Annotated in this window: 26 protein-coding genes; 12 read left to right on the plus strand and 14 right to left on the minus strand. The window is 57.3% G+C overall.

Annotated elements, in window-relative coordinates:
* Nucleotides 1-4 precede the first annotated feature (4 nt).
* Entirely contained in the window at nt 5-256 is a 252-nt protein-coding gene (locus tag ACR0AW_RS11085; RefSeq protein WP_480776501.1) for a hypothetical protein, read from the plus strand.
* The gene (locus ACR0AW_RS11090; protein WP_170733915.1) at nt 253-642 is read left to right on the plus strand and encodes a hypothetical protein; all 390 of its coding nucleotides are present in this window, start codon (nt 253-255) and stop codon (nt 640-642) included. The genes ACR0AW_RS11085 and ACR0AW_RS11090 overlap by 4 nt, the downstream gene beginning before the upstream one ends.
* A 26-nt stretch (nt 643-668) precedes the next feature.
* On the opposite strand, the gene ACR0AW_RS11095 is transcribed toward ACR0AW_RS11090, so the two are convergent.
* Complete coding sequence (locus ACR0AW_RS11095; protein WP_170466618.1) at nt 669-1,109, minus strand: DUF4399 domain-containing protein; 441 nt, start codon at nt 1,107-1,109, stop codon at nt 669-671.
* 228 nt (nt 1,110-1,337) lie between these two features.
* Between ACR0AW_RS11095 and ACR0AW_RS11100 the strand changes: the two genes are divergently transcribed.
* Complete coding sequence (locus tag ACR0AW_RS11100) at nt 1,338-2,243, plus strand: LysR family transcriptional regulator (RefSeq protein ID WP_170394766.1); 906 nt, start codon at nt 1,338-1,340, stop codon at nt 2,241-2,243.
* 67 nt (nt 2,244-2,310) lie between these two features.
* On the opposite strand, the gene ACR0AW_RS11105 is transcribed toward ACR0AW_RS11100, so the two are convergent.
* From ACR0AW_RS11105 to ACR0AW_RS11125, 5 genes are all read right to left on the minus strand, one after another.
* The gene (locus ACR0AW_RS11105) at nt 2,311-3,126 is read right to left on the minus strand and encodes a DUF2189 domain-containing protein (RefSeq protein WP_170514036.1); all 816 of its coding nucleotides are present in this window, start codon (nt 3,124-3,126) and stop codon (nt 2,311-2,313) included.
* A gap of 148 nt (nt 3,127-3,274) precedes the next feature.
* The gene (locus ACR0AW_RS11110; protein WP_170733916.1) at nt 3,275-4,174 is read right to left on the minus strand and encodes an OmpA family protein; all 900 of its coding nucleotides are present in this window, start codon (nt 4,172-4,174) and stop codon (nt 3,275-3,277) included.
* The gene (locus tag ACR0AW_RS11115; RefSeq protein ID WP_480439058.1) at nt 4,171-4,728 is read right to left on the minus strand and encodes a peroxidase-related enzyme; all 558 of its coding nucleotides are present in this window, start codon (nt 4,726-4,728) and stop codon (nt 4,171-4,173) included. Before ACR0AW_RS11115 ends, ACR0AW_RS11110 begins: the two co-directional genes overlap by 4 nt.
* Before the next feature lie 25 nt (nt 4,729-4,753).
* On the minus strand, nt 4,754-5,464 hold the full coding sequence (locus tag ACR0AW_RS11120) for a GNAT family N-acetyltransferase (RefSeq protein WP_170636559.1): 711 nt from the start codon (nt 5,462-5,464) through the stop codon (nt 4,754-4,756).
* A complete protein-coding gene (locus ACR0AW_RS11125; protein ID WP_170394779.1) occupies nt 5,461-6,183 on the minus strand; it encodes a molybdopterin-binding protein in 723 nt (240 codons plus the stop codon). Before ACR0AW_RS11125 ends, ACR0AW_RS11120 begins: the two co-directional genes overlap by 4 nt.
* Nucleotides 6,184-6,234: 51 nt before the next feature.
* On the opposite strand from ACR0AW_RS11125, the gene sfsA reads away from it, so the two are divergent.
* The 3 genes from sfsA (at nt 6,235) to map (ending at nt 8,516) form a co-directional block, all read left to right on the plus strand.
* The gene (sfsA, locus tag ACR0AW_RS11130) at nt 6,235-6,933 is read left to right on the plus strand and encodes a DNA/RNA nuclease SfsA (protein ID WP_170733918.1); all 699 of its coding nucleotides are present in this window, start codon (nt 6,235-6,237) and stop codon (nt 6,931-6,933) included.
* 66 nt (nt 6,934-6,999) lie between these two features.
* Complete coding sequence (locus tag ACR0AW_RS11135; protein ID WP_170733919.1) at nt 7,000-7,569, plus strand: proton-conducting transporter membrane subunit; 570 nt, start codon at nt 7,000-7,002, stop codon at nt 7,567-7,569.
* 134 nt (nt 7,570-7,703) lie between these two features.
* Nucleotides 7,704-8,516 carry a type I methionyl aminopeptidase gene (map, locus tag ACR0AW_RS11140; protein ID WP_170394785.1) on the plus strand — a complete coding sequence of 271 codons (813 nt, stop codon included), beginning with the start codon at nt 7,704-7,706 and terminating at the stop codon, nt 8,514-8,516.
* Here map and ACR0AW_RS11145 read toward each other — a convergent pair.
* Genes ACR0AW_RS11145 through ACR0AW_RS11160 form a run of 4 tightly spaced genes read right to left on the minus strand, consistent with a single transcriptional unit; the run spans nt 8,504 to nt 11,111 of the window.
* Nucleotides 8,504-8,683, minus strand: coding sequence for a hypothetical protein (locus ACR0AW_RS11145; RefSeq protein ID WP_170394788.1), 180 nt, complete (start codon nt 8,681-8,683; stop codon nt 8,504-8,506). The two genes, map and ACR0AW_RS11145, sit on opposite strands and share 13 nt — an antisense overlap.
* A gap of 25 nt (nt 8,684-8,708) precedes the next feature.
* A complete protein-coding gene (locus ACR0AW_RS11150) occupies nt 8,709-9,344 on the minus strand; it encodes an HAD family hydrolase (protein ID WP_170733920.1) in 636 nt (211 codons plus the stop codon).
* Between the two features lies 1 nt (nt 9,345).
* Nucleotides 9,346-9,903: a 16S rRNA (guanine(966)-N(2))-methyltransferase RsmD gene (rsmD, locus tag ACR0AW_RS11155; RefSeq protein WP_170733921.1), complete on the minus strand. Its 558-nt coding sequence runs from the start codon at nt 9,901-9,903 to the stop codon at nt 9,346-9,348.
* A complete protein-coding gene (locus ACR0AW_RS11160) occupies nt 9,900-11,111 on the minus strand; it encodes an FAD-dependent oxidoreductase (protein ID WP_170733922.1) in 1,212 nt (403 codons plus the stop codon). The genes rsmD and ACR0AW_RS11160 overlap by 4 nt, the downstream gene beginning before the upstream one ends.
* 99 nt (nt 11,112-11,210) lie before the next feature.
* On the opposite strand from ACR0AW_RS11160, the gene ACR0AW_RS11165 reads away from it, so the two are divergent.
* The 4 genes from ACR0AW_RS11165 (at nt 11,211) to ACR0AW_RS11180 (ending at nt 12,741) form a co-directional block, all read left to right on the plus strand.
* Nucleotides 11,211-11,696 carry a peroxiredoxin family protein gene (locus ACR0AW_RS11165; protein ID WP_170408529.1) on the plus strand — a complete coding sequence of 162 codons (486 nt, stop codon included), beginning with the start codon at nt 11,211-11,213 and terminating at the stop codon, nt 11,694-11,696.
* A gap of 103 nt (nt 11,697-11,799) precedes the next feature.
* Nucleotides 11,800-12,045 carry a glycine zipper 2TM domain-containing protein gene (locus tag ACR0AW_RS11170; RefSeq protein WP_170394802.1) on the plus strand — a complete coding sequence of 82 codons (246 nt, stop codon included), beginning with the start codon at nt 11,800-11,802 and terminating at the stop codon, nt 12,043-12,045.
* Nucleotides 12,046-12,056: 11 nt separating this feature from the next.
* Nucleotides 12,057-12,404 carry a penta-EF hand family protein gene (locus ACR0AW_RS11175; RefSeq protein WP_170626752.1) on the plus strand — a complete coding sequence of 116 codons (348 nt, stop codon included), beginning with the start codon at nt 12,057-12,059 and terminating at the stop codon, nt 12,402-12,404.
* A 28-nt stretch (nt 12,405-12,432) separates the two neighbouring features.
* Nucleotides 12,433-12,741, plus strand: coding sequence for a hypothetical protein (locus ACR0AW_RS11180; RefSeq protein ID WP_170733924.1), 309 nt, complete (start codon nt 12,433-12,435; stop codon nt 12,739-12,741).
* Here ACR0AW_RS11180 and ACR0AW_RS11185 read toward each other — a convergent pair.
* From ACR0AW_RS11185 to ACR0AW_RS11200, 4 genes are read right to left on the minus strand one after another with little or no spacing between them, the layout of a single operon-like run.
* Nucleotides 12,724-13,029: a 4a-hydroxytetrahydrobiopterin dehydratase gene (locus ACR0AW_RS11185; RefSeq protein WP_170394812.1), complete on the minus strand. Its 306-nt coding sequence runs from the start codon at nt 13,027-13,029 to the stop codon at nt 12,724-12,726. The two genes, ACR0AW_RS11180 and ACR0AW_RS11185, sit on opposite strands and share 18 nt — an antisense overlap.
* Nucleotides 13,026-14,213 (minus strand): GNAT family N-acetyltransferase, encoded by a 1,188-nt coding sequence (locus ACR0AW_RS11190; RefSeq protein ID WP_170408531.1) that lies wholly within the window; start codon nt 14,211-14,213, stop codon nt 13,026-13,028. The genes ACR0AW_RS11185 and ACR0AW_RS11190 overlap by 4 nt, the downstream gene beginning before the upstream one ends.
* A gap of 45 nt (nt 14,214-14,258) precedes the next feature.
* Nucleotides 14,259-15,029, minus strand: coding sequence for a glycerophosphodiester phosphodiesterase family protein (locus ACR0AW_RS11195; RefSeq protein WP_170408532.1), 771 nt, complete (start codon nt 15,027-15,029; stop codon nt 14,259-14,261).
* On the minus strand, nt 15,026-15,481 hold the full coding sequence (locus ACR0AW_RS11200; protein WP_170394820.1) for a RidA family protein: 456 nt from the start codon (nt 15,479-15,481) through the stop codon (nt 15,026-15,028). The genes ACR0AW_RS11195 and ACR0AW_RS11200 overlap by 4 nt, the downstream gene beginning before the upstream one ends.
* A 297-nt stretch (nt 15,482-15,778) precedes the next feature.
* Here ACR0AW_RS11200 and ACR0AW_RS11205 point away from each other — a divergent pair, with 297 nt between their 5' ends.
* On the plus strand, nt 15,779-16,594 hold the full coding sequence (locus ACR0AW_RS11205; RefSeq protein ID WP_170408533.1) for an MlaA family lipoprotein: 816 nt from the start codon (nt 15,779-15,781) through the stop codon (nt 16,592-16,594).
* Entirely contained in the window at nt 16,584-17,192 is a 609-nt protein-coding gene (locus ACR0AW_RS11210) for an MlaC/ttg2D family ABC transporter substrate-binding protein (RefSeq protein WP_170408534.1), read from the plus strand. The genes ACR0AW_RS11205 and ACR0AW_RS11210 overlap by 11 nt, the downstream gene beginning before the upstream one ends.
* Nucleotides 17,193-17,207 lie beyond the last annotated feature (15 nt).

Genomic DNA, 17,207 nt, shown 5'->3' on the forward strand with positions numbered 1-17,207 from the left:
CCAAATGAATCAGAAAATAGAACGCACCCAAACAGGAATTCGAATCGAGAAGCGGCTTCTGAAAGTTCTCAAAGGGCTGGCAGAATCGCTGGACATGACCCTTGGCGACCTGATTGAGGGCATCGCGCTGCACAGCTTTGAGAACAAGCCAGCCTTCTCTGAAGAGACGCTGAAGAAGATCAAACAACTCAAAAGTGTCTACGACTTCGATTGGACAGCTGAAGACAGCCACCGTTTCAAGGAGGATGAAGAATGAGCGCATCGCGATACGCCGACGTCACCATCGCATTTGAAGCACACGCAATCGACAACGCAAGGTTCGGACACGCCGAGCATGTGCAAGTCGCTTATGACCTGCTACGCAAGTATGATTTCATCGATGCCGCAGCGATCTACGCCAAGGGAATTCGCACGTTAGCAGCGAACGCAGGCGCACCGGACAAGTTCAATCTGACAATCACCTACGCATTCATGAGCCTGATCGCAGAGCGGCTGGCCAACACGCAAGCTACTGACTTTAAGAGTTTCGCACAGGAAAATTCCGACCTGATGGCCAAGTCAGTACTCAACCAATGGTATTCTGCGGAACGTCTCAACATGCAGCTTGCGCGCGATATATTCCTGCTGCCTGCCGACGCATAATCGTGTTTTGCGGCGAAGGTGAATTGTTACTCTACAGTGATCGTAATCACCTCGGACACAATGGGCGTCGCATGAGGGACGTGGCCTGCATCCCCAAGCACCAGCTGCAAAGTATGCTCACCCGGAGCAAATTCCAAAGTCACCTCGGTCTGACCGCCACCGAAATGAATGTGATTGTCGTCTGCGGGCAGACCGTATGACAGTTCGTCCGCACCGTCTTCTCCCTGCCCAAGTGGTGGGCGATCAATCAGGAGGTGATGGTGCCCTGTATTTTCCTTCTCGGTTCCAGCGGGGGCAACGCCCATGCCGCTGAGGCCAAAGACTACGGTCACAGGTGATTGCACGGTGTCACCGTCAGACAGGTTGACGAAATAGACCTTCGCATCTGGATTCGATGGTGTTTCCCCTCCGGCCCACGCAAGGCTGGCGGTCAGACACAGGGTAATGACAGCAAATAGGGCTTTCATAGTCTCCTCCGTGGTCACAAAAATGCCATTCTCATCATAGCACGATTGGAAAAAAGTCCAGAAAACGGGGTTTTGTATCGAAAGGCATGGTCCGCGGCATATAGGCCCGGGCGTTTCCTAGTTGCAAACGATCCGATTCAAAACCCTGATATTATCCCATGTCTGCCCAGTTCTTGCCCAGATTGATCGCGATAAAGAGACAACGAACGGAAGACCTGGGGAACGAGAATGGATCGACTAACTGAAATGGAGGCCTTTTCCAACGTGGTGGACCAGGGTGGTTTCACCGACGCGGCCAAGAAAATGGGCATCTCCAAATCAGCCGTGTCTAAACACGTCTCGAGCCTCGAGGCGCGGTTGGGGGCAAGGCTTTTGAACCGGACAACGCGCCGGGTTTCGCCAACCGAGATCGGGTTGGCCTATTATGATCGCGCCCGTCGCGTGCTGAACGACGCAGGCGAAGCGGATGCGCTGGTGACTTCGATGCAATCTGCGCCTTCTGGTCTGCTGCGGATCTCTGTGGCAACAGATTTTGGCGTCAATCACCTGTCGCCGGTCCTGTCGGACTTCCTGTCGGCCTATCCGGACATCACCGTGAACATGGTTCTGAACAACCGCTATGTTGAGCTGATTTCCGAAGGCTTTGACGTGGCCGTGCGCATTGGCGAGCTGGAAGACAGCACGCTGCGCGCCCGTAAGCTGACCGAAACAGTGAAACGCATGGTCGCGTCGCCGAGATATATCGAGCAGTTCGGACGCCCGCAGAAGATCGACGATTTGAACGAGCACAAACTGCTGCATTACTCCAGCCAATCCTCGGGCAGCGTGTGGAAGCTGACGGCGCCTTCGGGCGAGAAGCGTCAGGTCCGCACTGCTGGCTGGCTGAGCGTAAATGATGGGCAGTCGCTGCTGAACGCCGCGATCTCGGGGCTTGGGATCGCGCATCTGCCCAGCTATCTATATGCCGAAGCACTGAAATCGGGCGAGGTGGTAGACGCCATGCCATCGCTACCGGATGAGGTTCAGGGCGTCTATGCGGTCTACCCGCCGGGCCGGTTCACCCAGCCCAAGGTGCGGGCGTTCATTGATTTTCTTGTCGAGTCCTTTGCTGAAAAGGGTCCGATGGATTGGTAGAATTCTCCCTGTGGCACCTAAACGGCCCGTGCTGAATGGCACGGGTCTTTTTTTGTCTAGCGATGCATCAGTTAGTCTCTGGTGATACGGCCCGCTGATACAGGTGCCACGTGGTATGGCCCAGGATCGGCAGCGTGAAAATCAGCCCCAGAAACGCCGGAACCAGCGACAACAGCATGGTAACCGAGATGATCGCCGCCCAACTGAGCATTACCACCGGGCTTTCAGCGACCACGCGAATGGAAGTGAGCATGGCGGAAACAAAGTTGGTTTCCCGATCCAGAAGCATGGGCATGGCCACCACAGTCACCGAGAACAGGACCGCCGACAAAAAAGCGCCGATACAGGTGCCGACCGCCAGAAAGGTCCAGCCTTGCGGTGTGAAGAAGATGGTGTTCATGAACCCTTCGAAATCCGAGAAGGACGCCTTTTGCAGGATGATCGCCAGCCAAAGGCGGATTTGGTAGGTCCATACCCAGAAAATGAACAGGGTGACAAAGGCCATCCAACCCATCTCGCGCTTGCGTTGATGGGCCATGACGCTGAGGATTTCGGACCAACCGAAGCTTTCCCCTTTCTGCATCCTACGGGACATTTCATAAAGCCCGGCGGCCGCGAATGGGGCAACCAGCGGAAAGCCTACGGCGGCAGGAATGATCATCCAGATCTTGCCAAGCCCGACCAGGCACCAAACGAACAGGATGCCGAAAACCGCGTAGAACAGGCCGAAAAAGCCGCTCATGACCGGGTGTGCGAGGAAGTCGGAAAACCCGGCCTTCAGCGATGCGGTAATATCCTCGGCCGTCAGCCTGTTAACCTCGGGCATGGATTGCTGTGGGACCGTGTTATCCGGCGGAGTGGTATCTTCGGTTTTGGATGCCATGACGCATTCCTCCCAAAGCATGGTGACTGGTGGGACTGCCTGCCAACAGGCCTGATGGCAAGACAGACGCACCGATTAGCTGCAAGTGTGCATCAGGCCGCGCCATCAGGGCAAGGGGGACACAGGGCGTCCGCGGTGTTCGCGCCTGTTAGTTGACCAGCAACACCGCCTCGACCCGGCGATTGAGATCGCGGCCCTCGGGCGTAGCGTTAGAAGTAATGGGCGCAAGATAGCCTACGCCCTGCGCCTCGATCCGGTCGGCGGCAACACCGTGCGCTTCGATCAGCCGCGCACGCACGGCTTCCGCCCGTTTGGTGCTGACCGCAATATTGGCCTGCAATGCGCCCGTATCATCCGTGTGTCCTACCAGCGCCAAACGGGTCGAAGGATTGTCGGCCAAATAGCCCGCAAGCAGCGCCAGCGAGGCAAACGGCCCTTCGCCCAGCGCGACTTCGCCGGTGCGAAAGTGCAGGTCATCAAGGATGACATGCCCGGTACTGCTGAGATCGTTTAGCAACCCGGCAGGGCCCTCAACGGTTTCCTCGATCACAAGTGGCTGCGCAGGCTGCGTACCTTGCGGGGTCACCCGGATCATCTGCACATAGCCATCCGGCGGGTTGCGGCTGACCAGCAGGCTCAGCACTTCGTCACCGCGGGAGGCGGATAGAAAACGGTAATCGTGGATCGCCACATACATGTCAGGCGTCGGCACCACTTCGGTGCCAAAGCGGAAATCGAACCCGCTACAATTGCGTGCCTCGCATTCAAACGCGATCTCGAAACCTTGCGCCTGAAGCTGATCCCGAAGCGGAGCAAGAATTTGCAGCGTCGTGCTGGAGCCGGCCTGAAGACGCCATGTTAGCCGCTCGACACGCCCTTCGACAGTGCGGGATGGAACTGTGCCGTCGGCAAACACGCCGGTTGGCAGGTCGTAGCTGTCCAATGCACTGGTGCGATCCGAAATCTGCCGGGCGCTGGCGGGCAACGTCAGTTCCTGCGCCTGCACAGGCACGGCCAAAAGGAGGCTAAGGAACAGGAAACGGATCATCGGAACTGTGCGTGATACTCGGGGTTCGGGACCATGGCAGTGGCACTGGCCACGCGGTTGGTCATATTGAAGAAACCGGTGACATTGGCAATGTCCCAGATATCGCGATCCGAAAACCCGACATCACTTAAAAGCTGGCGATCGGGCTCTTCGATTGTGGTGCTGGCGGTGGTCATCTTGGCTGCGAAATCCAGCATTGCACGTTGGCGCGCGTCCAATTTGGCGACGCGGTAGTTCATGACCAGCATCTCACCCAGCTGCGGATCGCCCGAAAGCTGCCGCACCGCTGCGCCATGAGCCACGAGGCAGTAGAAGCATTTGTTGATCGAGGACACCACGACCGCAATCATCTCGCGTTCCAGCTTGGTCAGCCCGCTATCGGCCAGCATCAGATCATTATACATCGAAGTGAAGGCATTCAGCTTGTCGATATCGAAGGCATAGGCGCGCAGGACATTCGGCACCATTCCCAGTTTCTCAACACAGATATCAAAGTATTTCTGCGTCTCTGACGGTAGTGGGTCCACCATTGGCAGATCCAGGGCAGTGGGCATGTCCTGTTTTGTCAATTCGTCCTCCTCAGACGCGCTGGCGATAGTGGTATTCTCCGACGATCTTCATCCCAAGCGAGTGATAGAGGCCATTGGCCCCCGCGTTCGCCTTGGTACAGATCACGCTAAGCGTCTGCGCGCCATTGTCCAGCGCCCAAAAGGCCGCGGCGCGCATGGCCCACTGGCCCAACCCCTTGCGGCGGTGATCCGGTAGGATTTCCAGCGCGTGAACCATTGCGATACCTTCATGGATCGCCACGAAGCCTGTTCCTGCGGGCTGATCGCTGTGGCGCAACAAAAGGCCGGTCTTTGGGCCCGGTGCCCGGTACATGATCGCAATCCGTTCGGGGCCGATACCGCCCTGCGCCCAGATCTCACGCATGATGGCCAGCGGTTCCCAGATGTTGAAAACAGTCACGCGCGGGATCGGGATATCGGTCAACTGCTGCGCCGGGCAGGAATAGATATTAACCGGATCAAGGATGTCGTAGCCGCGTTGCGCAAGCATTGCATCCAGCGCCTCATCTCCGGGCCGCAGGCAGAAGATGCGTTTTTGACCCATCGCCTGCATGGCGCTTTCGGCCGCATCGATATCGGCGCTGGTGACGTCCCCGGTGCGATTGGCGGCAGAGACGCGTGAACCTCCGCCCTGTCCTTGCCGCAGTCGAAATGGGCCTTGCGTTTGATAGCCGGCGGCAGGCCATGTGCCATCGACAACAGCGGCCCAATCGGGATTCAAAGCTCGATCTCTTTCGCAAGGCGGGTCATGGCGGCATCGATCCGTCCACCCTCGGTGCCGCGCACGACGACGTTGGCTCCGAAGACGCCATTCGTCTGAAACGGATAACAGCCGATCGAAAGATCGCCGAAGTCTTTGGCCAGTGCGGCCAAAGTTGCTGCAATATCGCCTTCACCCCGATCCACACGCAGCGTCTGCGACAAAAGCGGGCTACCTCCGATGAGCGAAGGCAGAACACTCGCAACCATGGCCTGAAAAACCAAAGGCACCCCGGCCATGACATGGACGTTGTTGATGGTAAAGCCGGGCGCGGTCGAGACCGGGTTGTCGATCAATTCGGCCCCTTCCGGAATACGCGCCATGCGCAGGCGAGCGTCGTTCAGCTCCAGCCCGGATTTCTCGTAATGCGCCTCAAGCAATGCACGCGCGTCGTCGCGAACATCGATATGCACGCCAAAGGCACGGGCGATGCAGTCAGCGGTGATGTCGTCATGGGTCGGACCAATACCACCACTGGTAAACACATGGTCATGGGCCTCTGATAGCGCCCTTACGGCTGCCTCAATCGCGGGTGCATCATCGCTGACAATGCGCACCTCTTTCAGGTCAATGCCGTGTTTGGTCAGCTCTCCAGCCAGATAATGCATATTGGCATCGCGGGTGCGGCCCGAGAGGATCTCATCCCCGATCACCAACATTGCAGCGGTTGGATTGGCCATGACGCGCCCTCCCTCTTGATCGACCGTTAGGGCAGGTATAGGCCCTTGGCCATGCGATTTGAAACCCCCCTTGTCCCCGCTCGACTGATCCGCCGCTACAAACGCTTTCTGGCAGACTGCAGGCTGGAAGACGGGCGCGAGGTGACAGCCCATTGCGCCAATCCGGGCTCAATGATGGGGCTCGCAGAACCGGGTGAGAAAATCTGGCTGGAGCCCAACGACGATCCGAAGAAAAAGCTGAAATACGGCTGGCGGCTGGTCGATCATGAGAACGGGCATTTCACAGGGGTCGACACATCAGTCCCCAACAAGGCGCTTCGGTTGGCGCTCGAGGCGCGTGAAATCCCCGAGCTGGCCGCCTATGAAACCGTGCGCCCCGAGGTCAAATACGGTGAAAACAGCCGTATCGATTTCCTGCTGACCGGGCCGGGCCTACCCGATGCTTATGTCGAGGTCAAAAGCGTCACCCTCTCACGCCAACCCGGCCTTGCTGAATTCCCCGACAGTGTGACCGCCCGCGGTAACAAACATCTCGGCGAACTGGCGGCTATGGCGGCACAAGGGCATCGGGCGGTGATGCTGTATCTGGTTCAACGGACCGATTGCGACCGGTTTGCGCTGGCTACCAATATTGATCCGGCTTATGCGGCGGCGTTTGAGGTGGCGCAAGCGCAGGGGGTGGAGAAGCTGGTTTACGGGACGCAGATTTCGCCAATAGGTGTTTTGGTCAACTCGTCAATCAATTGTTGAGAAAAAATTCAGATGAACCCGACTATTTCTATCGAATTTGCTTAGAGATTCTCAAAGGACAACTTAATGACGGCACTACCGAAGACCGAGAACACCCGTTTAGAAAAGCGTATTCGAACAATCTCAGTGACCCTAATGATTTTGGGAGGGATACCTGTATTGGCTAGATTTTTTGGCGTAGCGTTTGTTCCCTCTCCGATTTGGGTTTCCTGGGCTTTTTGGCCTGCATGCGTAGTGGGAGCAATTTCGGGAGCGACAGCACTTTGGGCGGTTCACCTTAGCTTATCCGAAGGCATCCAATTCTCAGAGCCAATAAAAACAACATTGTCTATATTGTTCATGCCTTTGGTAAGTGCGCTTGCGGGCTTTCTTATAGTGGCGGCGACGATCCCGATGGTTGTTTTTCTTCCCTCTTTTCGCACGGTAGAAATAACATTTGTTGTTAGTGATCCCAATATGGGAGATTATCGGAAGTGCCCTAGGCCAATCGCTCTTAAAGACACGGCGCGCGCTGTTAACGTCGTTTGTGATGTCCCGAACAGTATTCGCAGACGTCTGCGAACCGGAAGACAGATTATTCTTGTTGGCCTAGGAAGCGGTGTCGGCGTATTCCCAACTCACTTTCGTCTGCCTTGATCACCAAGAGCCCTTATCAGTCTACGTGTTAAACCAAATCAACTGAGAAACATTCACCACCGCGCACCCTCTGGTACTTTCTGCACAAGCAGCGTAAAAGAAGTGCTGCGTGAAATATTTGGAGTCCCGCACCGATGAAAGAACATCGTGGCCGTCTGACCAAAGACGGTATCCGCATCTATGAACAGAGTGACTTTGCCGGCATGCATGCGGCAGGGGCGCTGGCTGCGCGGATATTGGATGACATTGCTGAACATGTTTTTGTCGGCCAGACCACCGGTGCGATTGACGGGCTGATCACTCAGATGGTCGAGGATGCAGGTGCGGAATCGGCAACCATTGGCTACAAGGGTTATCAGCACGCCAGCTGCATCAGCGTGAACCACGTGGTGTGTCACGGCATTCCGGGTGACAAAAAGCTGAAGGATGGCGACATTCTGAATATCGACGTGACCGTCATCGTTGATGGCTGGTTCGGTGATACGTCGCGCATGTATGTGGCGGGTAAATTGCCGCGCAAGGCCGAACGGCTGATTCAGGTGACCCACGACGCGCTGTTCAAGGGTATCGAGATGGTCAAGCCGGGCAATACCTTCGGCGATATCGGCCACGCCATTCAGGCCTATGTCGAGGCGCATCGGATGAGCGTTGTACGCGATTTCTGCGGCCACGGTCTGGGCAGGGTGTTCCACGCGCCACCAAATGTCCTGCACTATGGTCGTCCGGGTACCGGAGCTGTGTTGGAAGAGGGCATGTTCTTTACCATCGAGCCGATGGTCAATCTGGGGCGTCCTGAAACCAAGACACTGTCCGATGACTGGACTGCCGTGACCCGCGACAAATCGCTGTCGGCGCAGTTCGAGCATTCGGTCGGTGTGACCGCAGATGGGGTTGAGATTTTCACCTTGTCACCGGGCGGCAAATATCACCCGACCTATTCGTCCTGATCGGTCGCCTGATCGCGTAATAGCTTCAGCAGCAAGGTTTCATCCCGCCACGGGATGACCGCGTCGTGAATGAACACCGGCGCGCGCATCGGTTTGGGCGGAGGCCCAGTTGTGGTGTCGGCGTCTTTCGAAAAAGCCCAGAGCGGAGGTGTGATAGCGCGGTCCATGGACCAAGCATAACACGTTTATGGCTCAAAGTCCCAAAAGCTTGGGCGCATGTAACATGTCGGGGAACACTTCGGCCCCTAGTTCTTCCAATCGCGCACCATCATCATGGGCCGCGTAGCCCAGGCAGCGCATATTGGCGCGGATTGCTGCGGTGACACCGTTTTCGCTGTCTTCGATCACAACCGGCACCGTTGCGCCGAAATGCTGTGCAGCGGTCAGGAACAGGGTCGGGTCGGGCTTGCCCGTTCCAAGCACCTGAGCCGAAAACATCACATCTTGAAAACGCTCCCAAAGACCATTCTGGCCCAAAGTGATCTTCATTTTCTCAGGCCGCCCATTTGAGGCGACACAGTAGGGAATGTCGCTTGCATCCAGTTGCGCCAGCAATTCACGGATACCCGCGACCAGAGGCGTGCCTGCTTTCAGCGTCTCGTAGATTTCCGCATAGATTTGATCAGTCCAGTCATCCGGCAGATCAGCCCCCAGCTCGCGCGCCTTGTCGCGCACACCGGTCATGGTGCCGCCGACAAACAGGGACATGCATTCGGCTAAGGACAAGTGCAGACCATGGCCAGCGAGATTGTCGACCATGACCTGATTGGACAAAACCTCGCTATCGACCAGAACGCCGTCGCAATCAAAGATAACCAGATCGTGCATCTCAGCCCCCTGTGCGCCACATTAGCGAGATATGCGTGTCGCCATATTTCCGCGTGTCGTGCAGCGTAAAGCCCTCGGGCGCGAGCATGGGGGTGCTTTCTTCCCAGACGATCAGAGCGTCATCAGACAGCCAACCACCTTGGGTAGCCGCGGCCAGTGCCCTTTGACCCAGAGCTTTTCCGTAAGGCGGATCCAGAAAAACCAGATCACAAACAGTGCCCGGGTTTTCGCCCAAACGGGTCGCGTCCCGCCGGATCAAAGTGGCCTGGCTAGCGCTTCCGGTCAGGCCGATATTCTTGCGGATCAGACCCTGCGCGACCCTCCCATCATCGACAAACGTGACGTGGGACGCGCCGCGAGACAGCGCTTCTAGTCCCAATGCACCGGTGCCCGCAAAAAGGTCGAGAACCTGCAAGCCGTTGAAGTCGATCTGATGATTCAAAACGTTGAACAGGCTTTCCCTTACCCGGTCAGTGGTTGGGCGAAGATGCGCACCGGCATCGCCTTTGCCAACCGAAGTCAGAGCCCGGCCCCGGAAGTCTCCGGCGATGATCCTCACGCTTTGAGCAGCGGTTTCAGGTCCGCTTCTGGGTCGGCAACAACAGCCGGATCAGCGGTCTTGCCGGCATCAATCAGGCGTTTGCCAACCATATAGGCGCGCGGGTCATTCATCGCGTCGACCGCGATCAGCTGATCGCCCTTGTAGTACCAGAAGGACACCGTCGCGCCCTCACCCTTGCGAGTCACCACACGGTCATAGCCGGTATTCAGCCCGGCGATCTGCAGCTTGACGTCATACTGATCGGACCAGAACCATGGCGTTGCAGTGTAATCCTTAGCCGCGCCCAACATGTTCTGGGCCACGATCTCGGCCTGATCAATGGCGTTCGGCACGCTTTCCAGGCGGATACGGCCTTCGCCATGCGGGAACGACGCGCAATCGCCCGCCGCCCAGATCGACGGATCTGAGGTGCGGCCATGGGCGTCGGTCTTGATGCCGTTATCCAGCTCTAACCCGGCCAGTTCAGCCAGTTGAGTCGACGGCGCGATGCCGACGCCGACGACAACAAAATCCAACTCAAGTTGGGTGCCATCGGTCAGGACGGCGCCCGTCACCTTGCCACTTTCACCAACCAGACGATCCAACCCGACGCCCTCACGAATGTCGGCCCCGTATTCGGTGTGCAGCGTGCGAAAGTAGTCGCTTGTCTCTTTGGCCGCGACACGCTGAAGGATGCGGTCGGCCATCTCGACCAAGGTCACCCTGACCCCGCGCTTGGCACAAACGGCGGCGGCTTCAAGCCCGATATAGCCGCCACCAACGATCAGCGCGCGGGCGCCATCCGATACCCGAGGTTCCATCTCGTCGATATGGGCGAGATCTCGCACCACATGGACACCCTCAAGATCGCCCCCGATCGCTGCGGGCAGGCGGCGTGGGTCGGACCCAGTGGTCAGCGCCAGTTCATCATAGGTGATCACCTCATCGCCGAGGATCACCGTCTTGGCCTTTGGATCAATCGCCGTCACACGTTGACCCAACCGTAGGGTGATGTTGTTTTCGGCATAGAAGCTCTCGGGCCGCAGGAACAGGCGCTCCAGCTCCATCTCGCCCAGCAGATAGGCCTTGGACAAGGGCGGGCGTTGGTAGGGCAAATGCGGCTCGGCTCCGATCAGGGTGATGTCACCTTCGAACCCGTCCTTGCGCAGCCGTGCTACCAAAGAAGCACCGGCCTGCCCTGCCCCGATCACGACAATATGGCTCATGTTTCGCTCACCCTGCAGAATTCACGTGGTTACTTTGTTTCGACCACCTATATTGCGGCAAAGCCCGACTCTGCAAATCCAAATGACAGGAGCGTAAAAATGATTGCAACAGGTGACATGCTGCCCGAGGCCACGCTGATCCAGATGGGTGCCGAAGGCCCCGAGGAGGTTCGGATTTCAGACAAGACCAAAGGGCGCAAGGTTGTGATCTTCGCTGTACCCGGTGCGTTCACCGGAACCTGCACAACCGCTCATGTACCAAGCTTCATGCGGACCAAGGACCAGTTCGATGCCAAGGGTGTAGAAGAAATCATCTGTATCTCGGTCAACGACCCTTTCGTGATGGGCGCCTGGGGAGAAAGCACCGGTGCAACAGCGGCCGGGCTGACCATGCTGGCCGATGCAGCGTCCGAGTTTACCAAGGCCATCGGCATGGATTTCGACGCCCCGCCCGTAGGCCTGATTGCACGCTCCAAACGCTATGCAATGCTGGTTGAAGACGGCAAGGTTGTGGCGATGAATCTGGAAGAAAACCCCGGTGTCTGTGAGGTCTCGGCTGGTGAAGGCCTGCTTGATAGTATCTGATCCCTGTCGGCCCCGGTTTGACCGGGGCCACGTGAAACGCATTTAACTTGATGCAACGCCCCGATGCGCCAATACTTGGCGCATACAACTCGGGAGTTCATTGATGCGACTGAAATTGCTTACATTGTTTCTTGGCACCGCCGGGGCCCTGGCGGCGTGCGGACCTGCACCCACACCCCAACAACAGGCTGCCCGACAGCACGAGATCGCCTGCCTGAGTGGTACCATAGGCGGCGCCCTGATCGGTGGAGTGATCGGCAATCAATTTGGCGGTGGTTCAGGCAAGACCATCCTGACGGCGGCGGGCGCCGCTGCGGGTGGCGTGTCTGGCGAACGTTACGCGTGCTGAGGAGATTTGAGATGAAACGAGTATTGATTATCACCACCGTATTCGTGATGGCTGCTGCTGCAAACGCAGAGACTGTCGCAGAACTGCACGAGGCCGAGTTGAATAACATCGACACCAACAATGACGGCTTCCTGTCCAAGGACGAATTCAACGCCTTCTCGGACTATGCATTTCAGGCAATGGACGAAGACAAGAACGGCACTCTGGGCCTGAGCGAAGCAAAACCGTTCTTGGATATCAAACAGTTCGAAGCCGTTGACCGGGATGGCGACAGTCTTATCTCAAAGGCAGAGTATGTCAGCCAGATGCAGAACGATTTTGACGCTGCGGATAAGGATGGCAACGGTCTCTTAGATTAAACGCCAACTTGGTTGGCAGGAGCGTGTCATGAATAAATGGATCTGCCTCGGTAGCCTGGTGGCTTTGGCCGCATGTGACGTACAGCAATCCCCGGTGGTCAGCGGCCCTGATGGTCAGGTGCAGATTCAGATCAATACCAGCGGTCTGACCTGTTATGAAAATCGGTGTCTCGACATCAATCCGGCGGCCCGCAGCGTGCGGTCCGTCGGCACCCGTACGATCAGAATTCCGGGCAATATCAATGTCAGCGACGGCACGATCACTCCGGCAGAATTCAAGCAGCTGGGAACGGCAACATTGCTGGCCGGTGGGACGGGTTCACGCGGAGACCGTTAGCAGGCTGTCCATCTTACGCGCCAGCTTGGCGTCTTGTGCAGACAGACCGCCAACATCATGGGTCGACAGGACCACCTCTACCGTGCGGTAGACATTCGACCATTCGGGGTGGTGGTTCCATTTCTCGGCCCAGATCGCCACCTGCGTCATCCAGCCAAAGGCGGCGACAAAATTATCGAAGATGAAGGTCTTGGTGATCGCGTCGCGGTCTTCGACCATGGTCCAGCCATTTCTGAACAGCGGGTCCAGCAGCGGGCCGCGGGTCTCGGTTGACAGAAGTTCGGTCATTGCTGTTCCTCCGGGTTCGATTTCCTGAACGGGCCATAATCCGTCAGAATCTCGATCTCTTCTCCCACTGCGTGGGACTCGGCGTCCAGATATTTCTGAACCGCATCAGCAAAACCCGGATCGCCAACCCAATGCAAGCTATGCGTGCGGGTTGGCAGATAGCCGCGCGCCAGCTTGTGCTCGCCCTGCGCACCGGCCTCAACCCGCGCCAGACCTTCCGCAATGGCAAAGTCGATCGCCCTATAATAGCACAGTTCGAAATGCAGGCAGGGGTGATGTTCGACACAGCCCCAATACCGGCCATACAGCGTTTCCCGCCCGACAAAATTTAACGCACCGGCGACGGGGTATCCATTGCGTTCGGCCAGCACCAAGGCGATGTCATCCGTCATGGTTTCCTGAGCGATATCAAAGAATTGTCGCGTCAGGTAGGGCGAGCCCCATTTTCGCGCGCCGGTATCCTGATAGAACCGCCAGAACGCGTCCCAATGCTCGGGTCGCAGATCATCGCCGGTGATTGTTCGAATCTGCCCACCGAAATCACAGGCCTGCGTGCGTTCCTTCTTGATATTCTTGCGTTTGCGCGAGGACAGCGCAGCCAGAAACTCGTCAAAATCGGCGTAATCATCATTGAGCCAGTGAAACTGCTGCGAGTGGCGGACCATCAGGCCCATCTGCTCACCTGCCAGCGCTTCGGCCTCGGTGCAGAAAGTAGCGTGCAGCGATGAAATTCGATTCTCGGCGGCCAGTTGCACCGCTCCTTGCACCAGCGCCGAGATCCCGACAGCATCGTAGCCGGGTCGCACCAAAAAACGCCTGCCAGTCGCGGGTGTGAAGGGCACCGCGATCTGCAGCTTGGGATAATATCGCCCGCCCGCGCTTTCATAGGCATGAGCCCAGCTATGGTCGAAGATGTATTCACCTTGGGAGTGCGACTTGGCAAACATCGGGGCTGCCGCAATCAGCATCCCGTCCAGATAGGCTGTCAGGTATTGCGGCTGCCAGCCAGTACCGCGCCCGACCGAGCCGCTTTCTTCCAGGGCAAGCAAAAACCGATGTGTCGTGAACGGATCAAACGGTCGCCCGCCATCGGCAACCTCGGGGCAGGCGCAACTGTCCCAGTCGCTCGCGGAAATCTGCGAGACCGATGTCAGAACCCGAACCTCAATCTGTGCCTGATCCATATCCCCTCCGCGCTGCACCTTTATCTGTGATCGCGCGCGCCGGGATCAAGCGGGATGTTCGGCCAGATAGCCTTCGAACGTAACATTATCGGCAACCTTGCGTGCCTCTGCTTCTTGTTCAAGCGAGCGCACGGTCCAGCACAGGATCGGCACACCCTGTGCCTTCAACTCAGCGACCCGGGGGCGGTCAAGATCGATGACTTCATGGCTGATAAAGCTGGCTCCAACGCGGTCGAAATCCGGGATGTTGCGCAGATGATCGCAGACGGCTTGCGGCAGAAGCTCGACTTTGGGCTCGTAAGAACTGGTAACGAGACCGCGCGGCAAATGTGGCGTAAGGCGTGCAATCTCTGCGACAGAATGCGGGTTGAACGACATCAGCGCGACCGGGCCTTCATAGTCTTTCAGTGCGCTTACAACATCTGCTTCCAAAGCGCCGATATCGGGGCCCATTGCACCATCTTGATCCTTCAGCTCGATGAGCAAGGGCACCCGTCCTGCAACAATGGCCAGCACCTCTTCCAGCGAGGGGATACCTTCACCGTCAGAATGCAGAAGCGTCTGGGCCCGCGCTTGTGTTTCGGTGATCTGTTGGATCGGTCCGGGCTGCCCGGTCAGACGTGTCATGTCATAGTCGTGAAACACCATGGCCCGATTGTCACGGGTGCGTTGCAGATCAATCTCGACCCCATAACCGGCGTCTATTGCGGCACGAATGGCGGCCCGGCTATTCTCGGGCCGCTGATCAGAAATGTCATGCAGCGCGCGATGTGCTATCGGGCGCTGCAGGAACTCAGACGGAAGGGACGGTTTCATTGAACCTCGAAAATACCCTCGATTTCAACGGCAACACCCAAAGGCAATGAGGCTGCGCTGACGGCCGAGCGCGAATGACGACCGGCGTCGCCCAGCGCTTCGACCAGGAAGTCAGAGGCCCCGTTGATCACCTTCGGCTGTTCTGTGAAATCAGCGGTCGAGTTTACAAAACCGGTCAGCTTGATCACGCGCACCAGCTTGTCGATATCGCCACCACAAGCCGCTTTGACCTGAGCCAACAGGTTGATGGCGCAGACTTTGGCTGCAGCGGCGCCTGCCTCAACATCCATATCATCACCGAGCTTACCAGTGATCAGATCATCCGCCTTGGAGATCTGGCCCGACACGTAGACAATGTTGCCGATGCGCACGAAAGGAACGTAGTTCGCTGCCGGAGCAGGTGCGTCCGACAGGCTGACACCCAGGCTGTCCAGTTTTGCTGCGATGCTCATATGATTGATCCTCATCTCGTAGTGATTCAGCGCGGACGCTACCCGGGAAAACCTGTTTCCGAAAGCGGGAAAGCGGGATTTTTCCCATTGCCTGCAAACTGGGCAGGTCTTCTCTTATTCAGGAAGTGTTGAATTCGTGTCACTTTACGTCGCCCCATCGGCTGAGGTAAACGCGAGTTGTTGTTTCAAATCCTGCGCGAAACCTCTATGTGAGACCAATTGCGCCACCAAGGGTGCAAAGGCTGTATTGATTGAAGGCCCGGATACCGCTGGGCAATTTTCGGAGTAACGAAGACAGTGCCAAGTTACATTCGTCTGAAGCACCTGATCATATTCGGCATCCTGACGGTCCTATCGGCATGCGCGACGCAGCCTCAGGACGCAGCGGCGCGGGGTGAGATTTTTGACCCCTATGAAGGGACCAACCGGGGCATTCACAAGTTCAATCTGGGTGTGGACCGATTCCTGTTCCGACCGGCCTCGAAAGGCTATGTGAAGATCGTACCAGATCCGATGGTTACCAGTTTCAATCACTTTGCCGAAAACCTGACGATGCCCGGGCAGGCGCTGGACTATCTGCTGCAAGGCAATCTGAAACAGTCCGGCAATGCGCTGCTGCGCTTTCTGATCAACTCGACCGTGGGCGGCTTTGGCCTGTCAGCCCCGGCGGATGAGCTGAACCTGCCGCCTGTTGATACTGATTTCGGCGAAACCCTGCATGTCTGGGGCGTGGGCGAAGGTGCTTATGTGGAACTGCCCTTCTACGGCCCGTCCACCGCGCGCGATGCGGTCGGCGTTGTGGTCAACCTGTTCTCGAATCCGATCAACTTTAGCCCGACCCGCCCGGTCGACAATATTGGTGTCTATGCCGAGGTCGTGCGGCGGATGGGAGATCGCGGTCGGTTCTCGGATACAGTTGATTCGATTCTGTACGAAAGTGCAGACAGTTACGCGCAAGCGCGCACGATCTACCTGCAAAATCGCCGCTTTGAACTGGCAAGGGATGATGAAGACGCCTATCTGGGTCTGTATGACGATCCCTACGCCACCACCGGGACCGACCCTGTCAGAGACCCCTATCTTGACCCGTACGAGGACCCCTATGCCGAATAACCTGTTGAACCGACGCCGTTTTGTGGCCACCGCCCTGACCGGGATGACAGTTGCCGCATTGCCTCTGCCCGCGTTCGCGCTGACCGAAGCGCAGGCCAAACAGCTGGTCAACAGCGTTGTGGCCGATATCACGCGTATCATTGACTCGGGTAAATCCGAAAATGCCATGCTGCGTGATTTTCAAAAGATCTTTGTGCAATACGGTGATGTGCCGATCATGGCCCGCTATGCGCTGGGGGCGGATGCACGCACAGCCTCATCCGCACAGCTGCGTCAGTTCACCAAAGCGTTCGAAGGCTATATTTCGCGCAAATATGGTCGCCGGTTCCGCGAGTTCATCGGCGGTGAGGTCACCGTGCGTAACGCGCGCAAGATCAAGACCGGATACGAGGTCAGAACCTCGGTCAAATTGCGCGGCTCATCCCCGTTCGAAGTGACATTCCTGGTGTCCGACAAATCGGGTCGTGGAAAGTTCTACAACATGTTCATCGAAGGTGTGAATTTGTTGCTGACCGAGCGCACAGAGATTGGCGCAATGCTGGATGCGCGCGGCGGCGACCTGAATCGCCTGATCAAGGATCTGAAAAAGACTGGCTGATCAGAGGTATTATCC

The sequence above is a fragment of the Ruegeria sp. C5 genome, assembly GCF_056537605.1.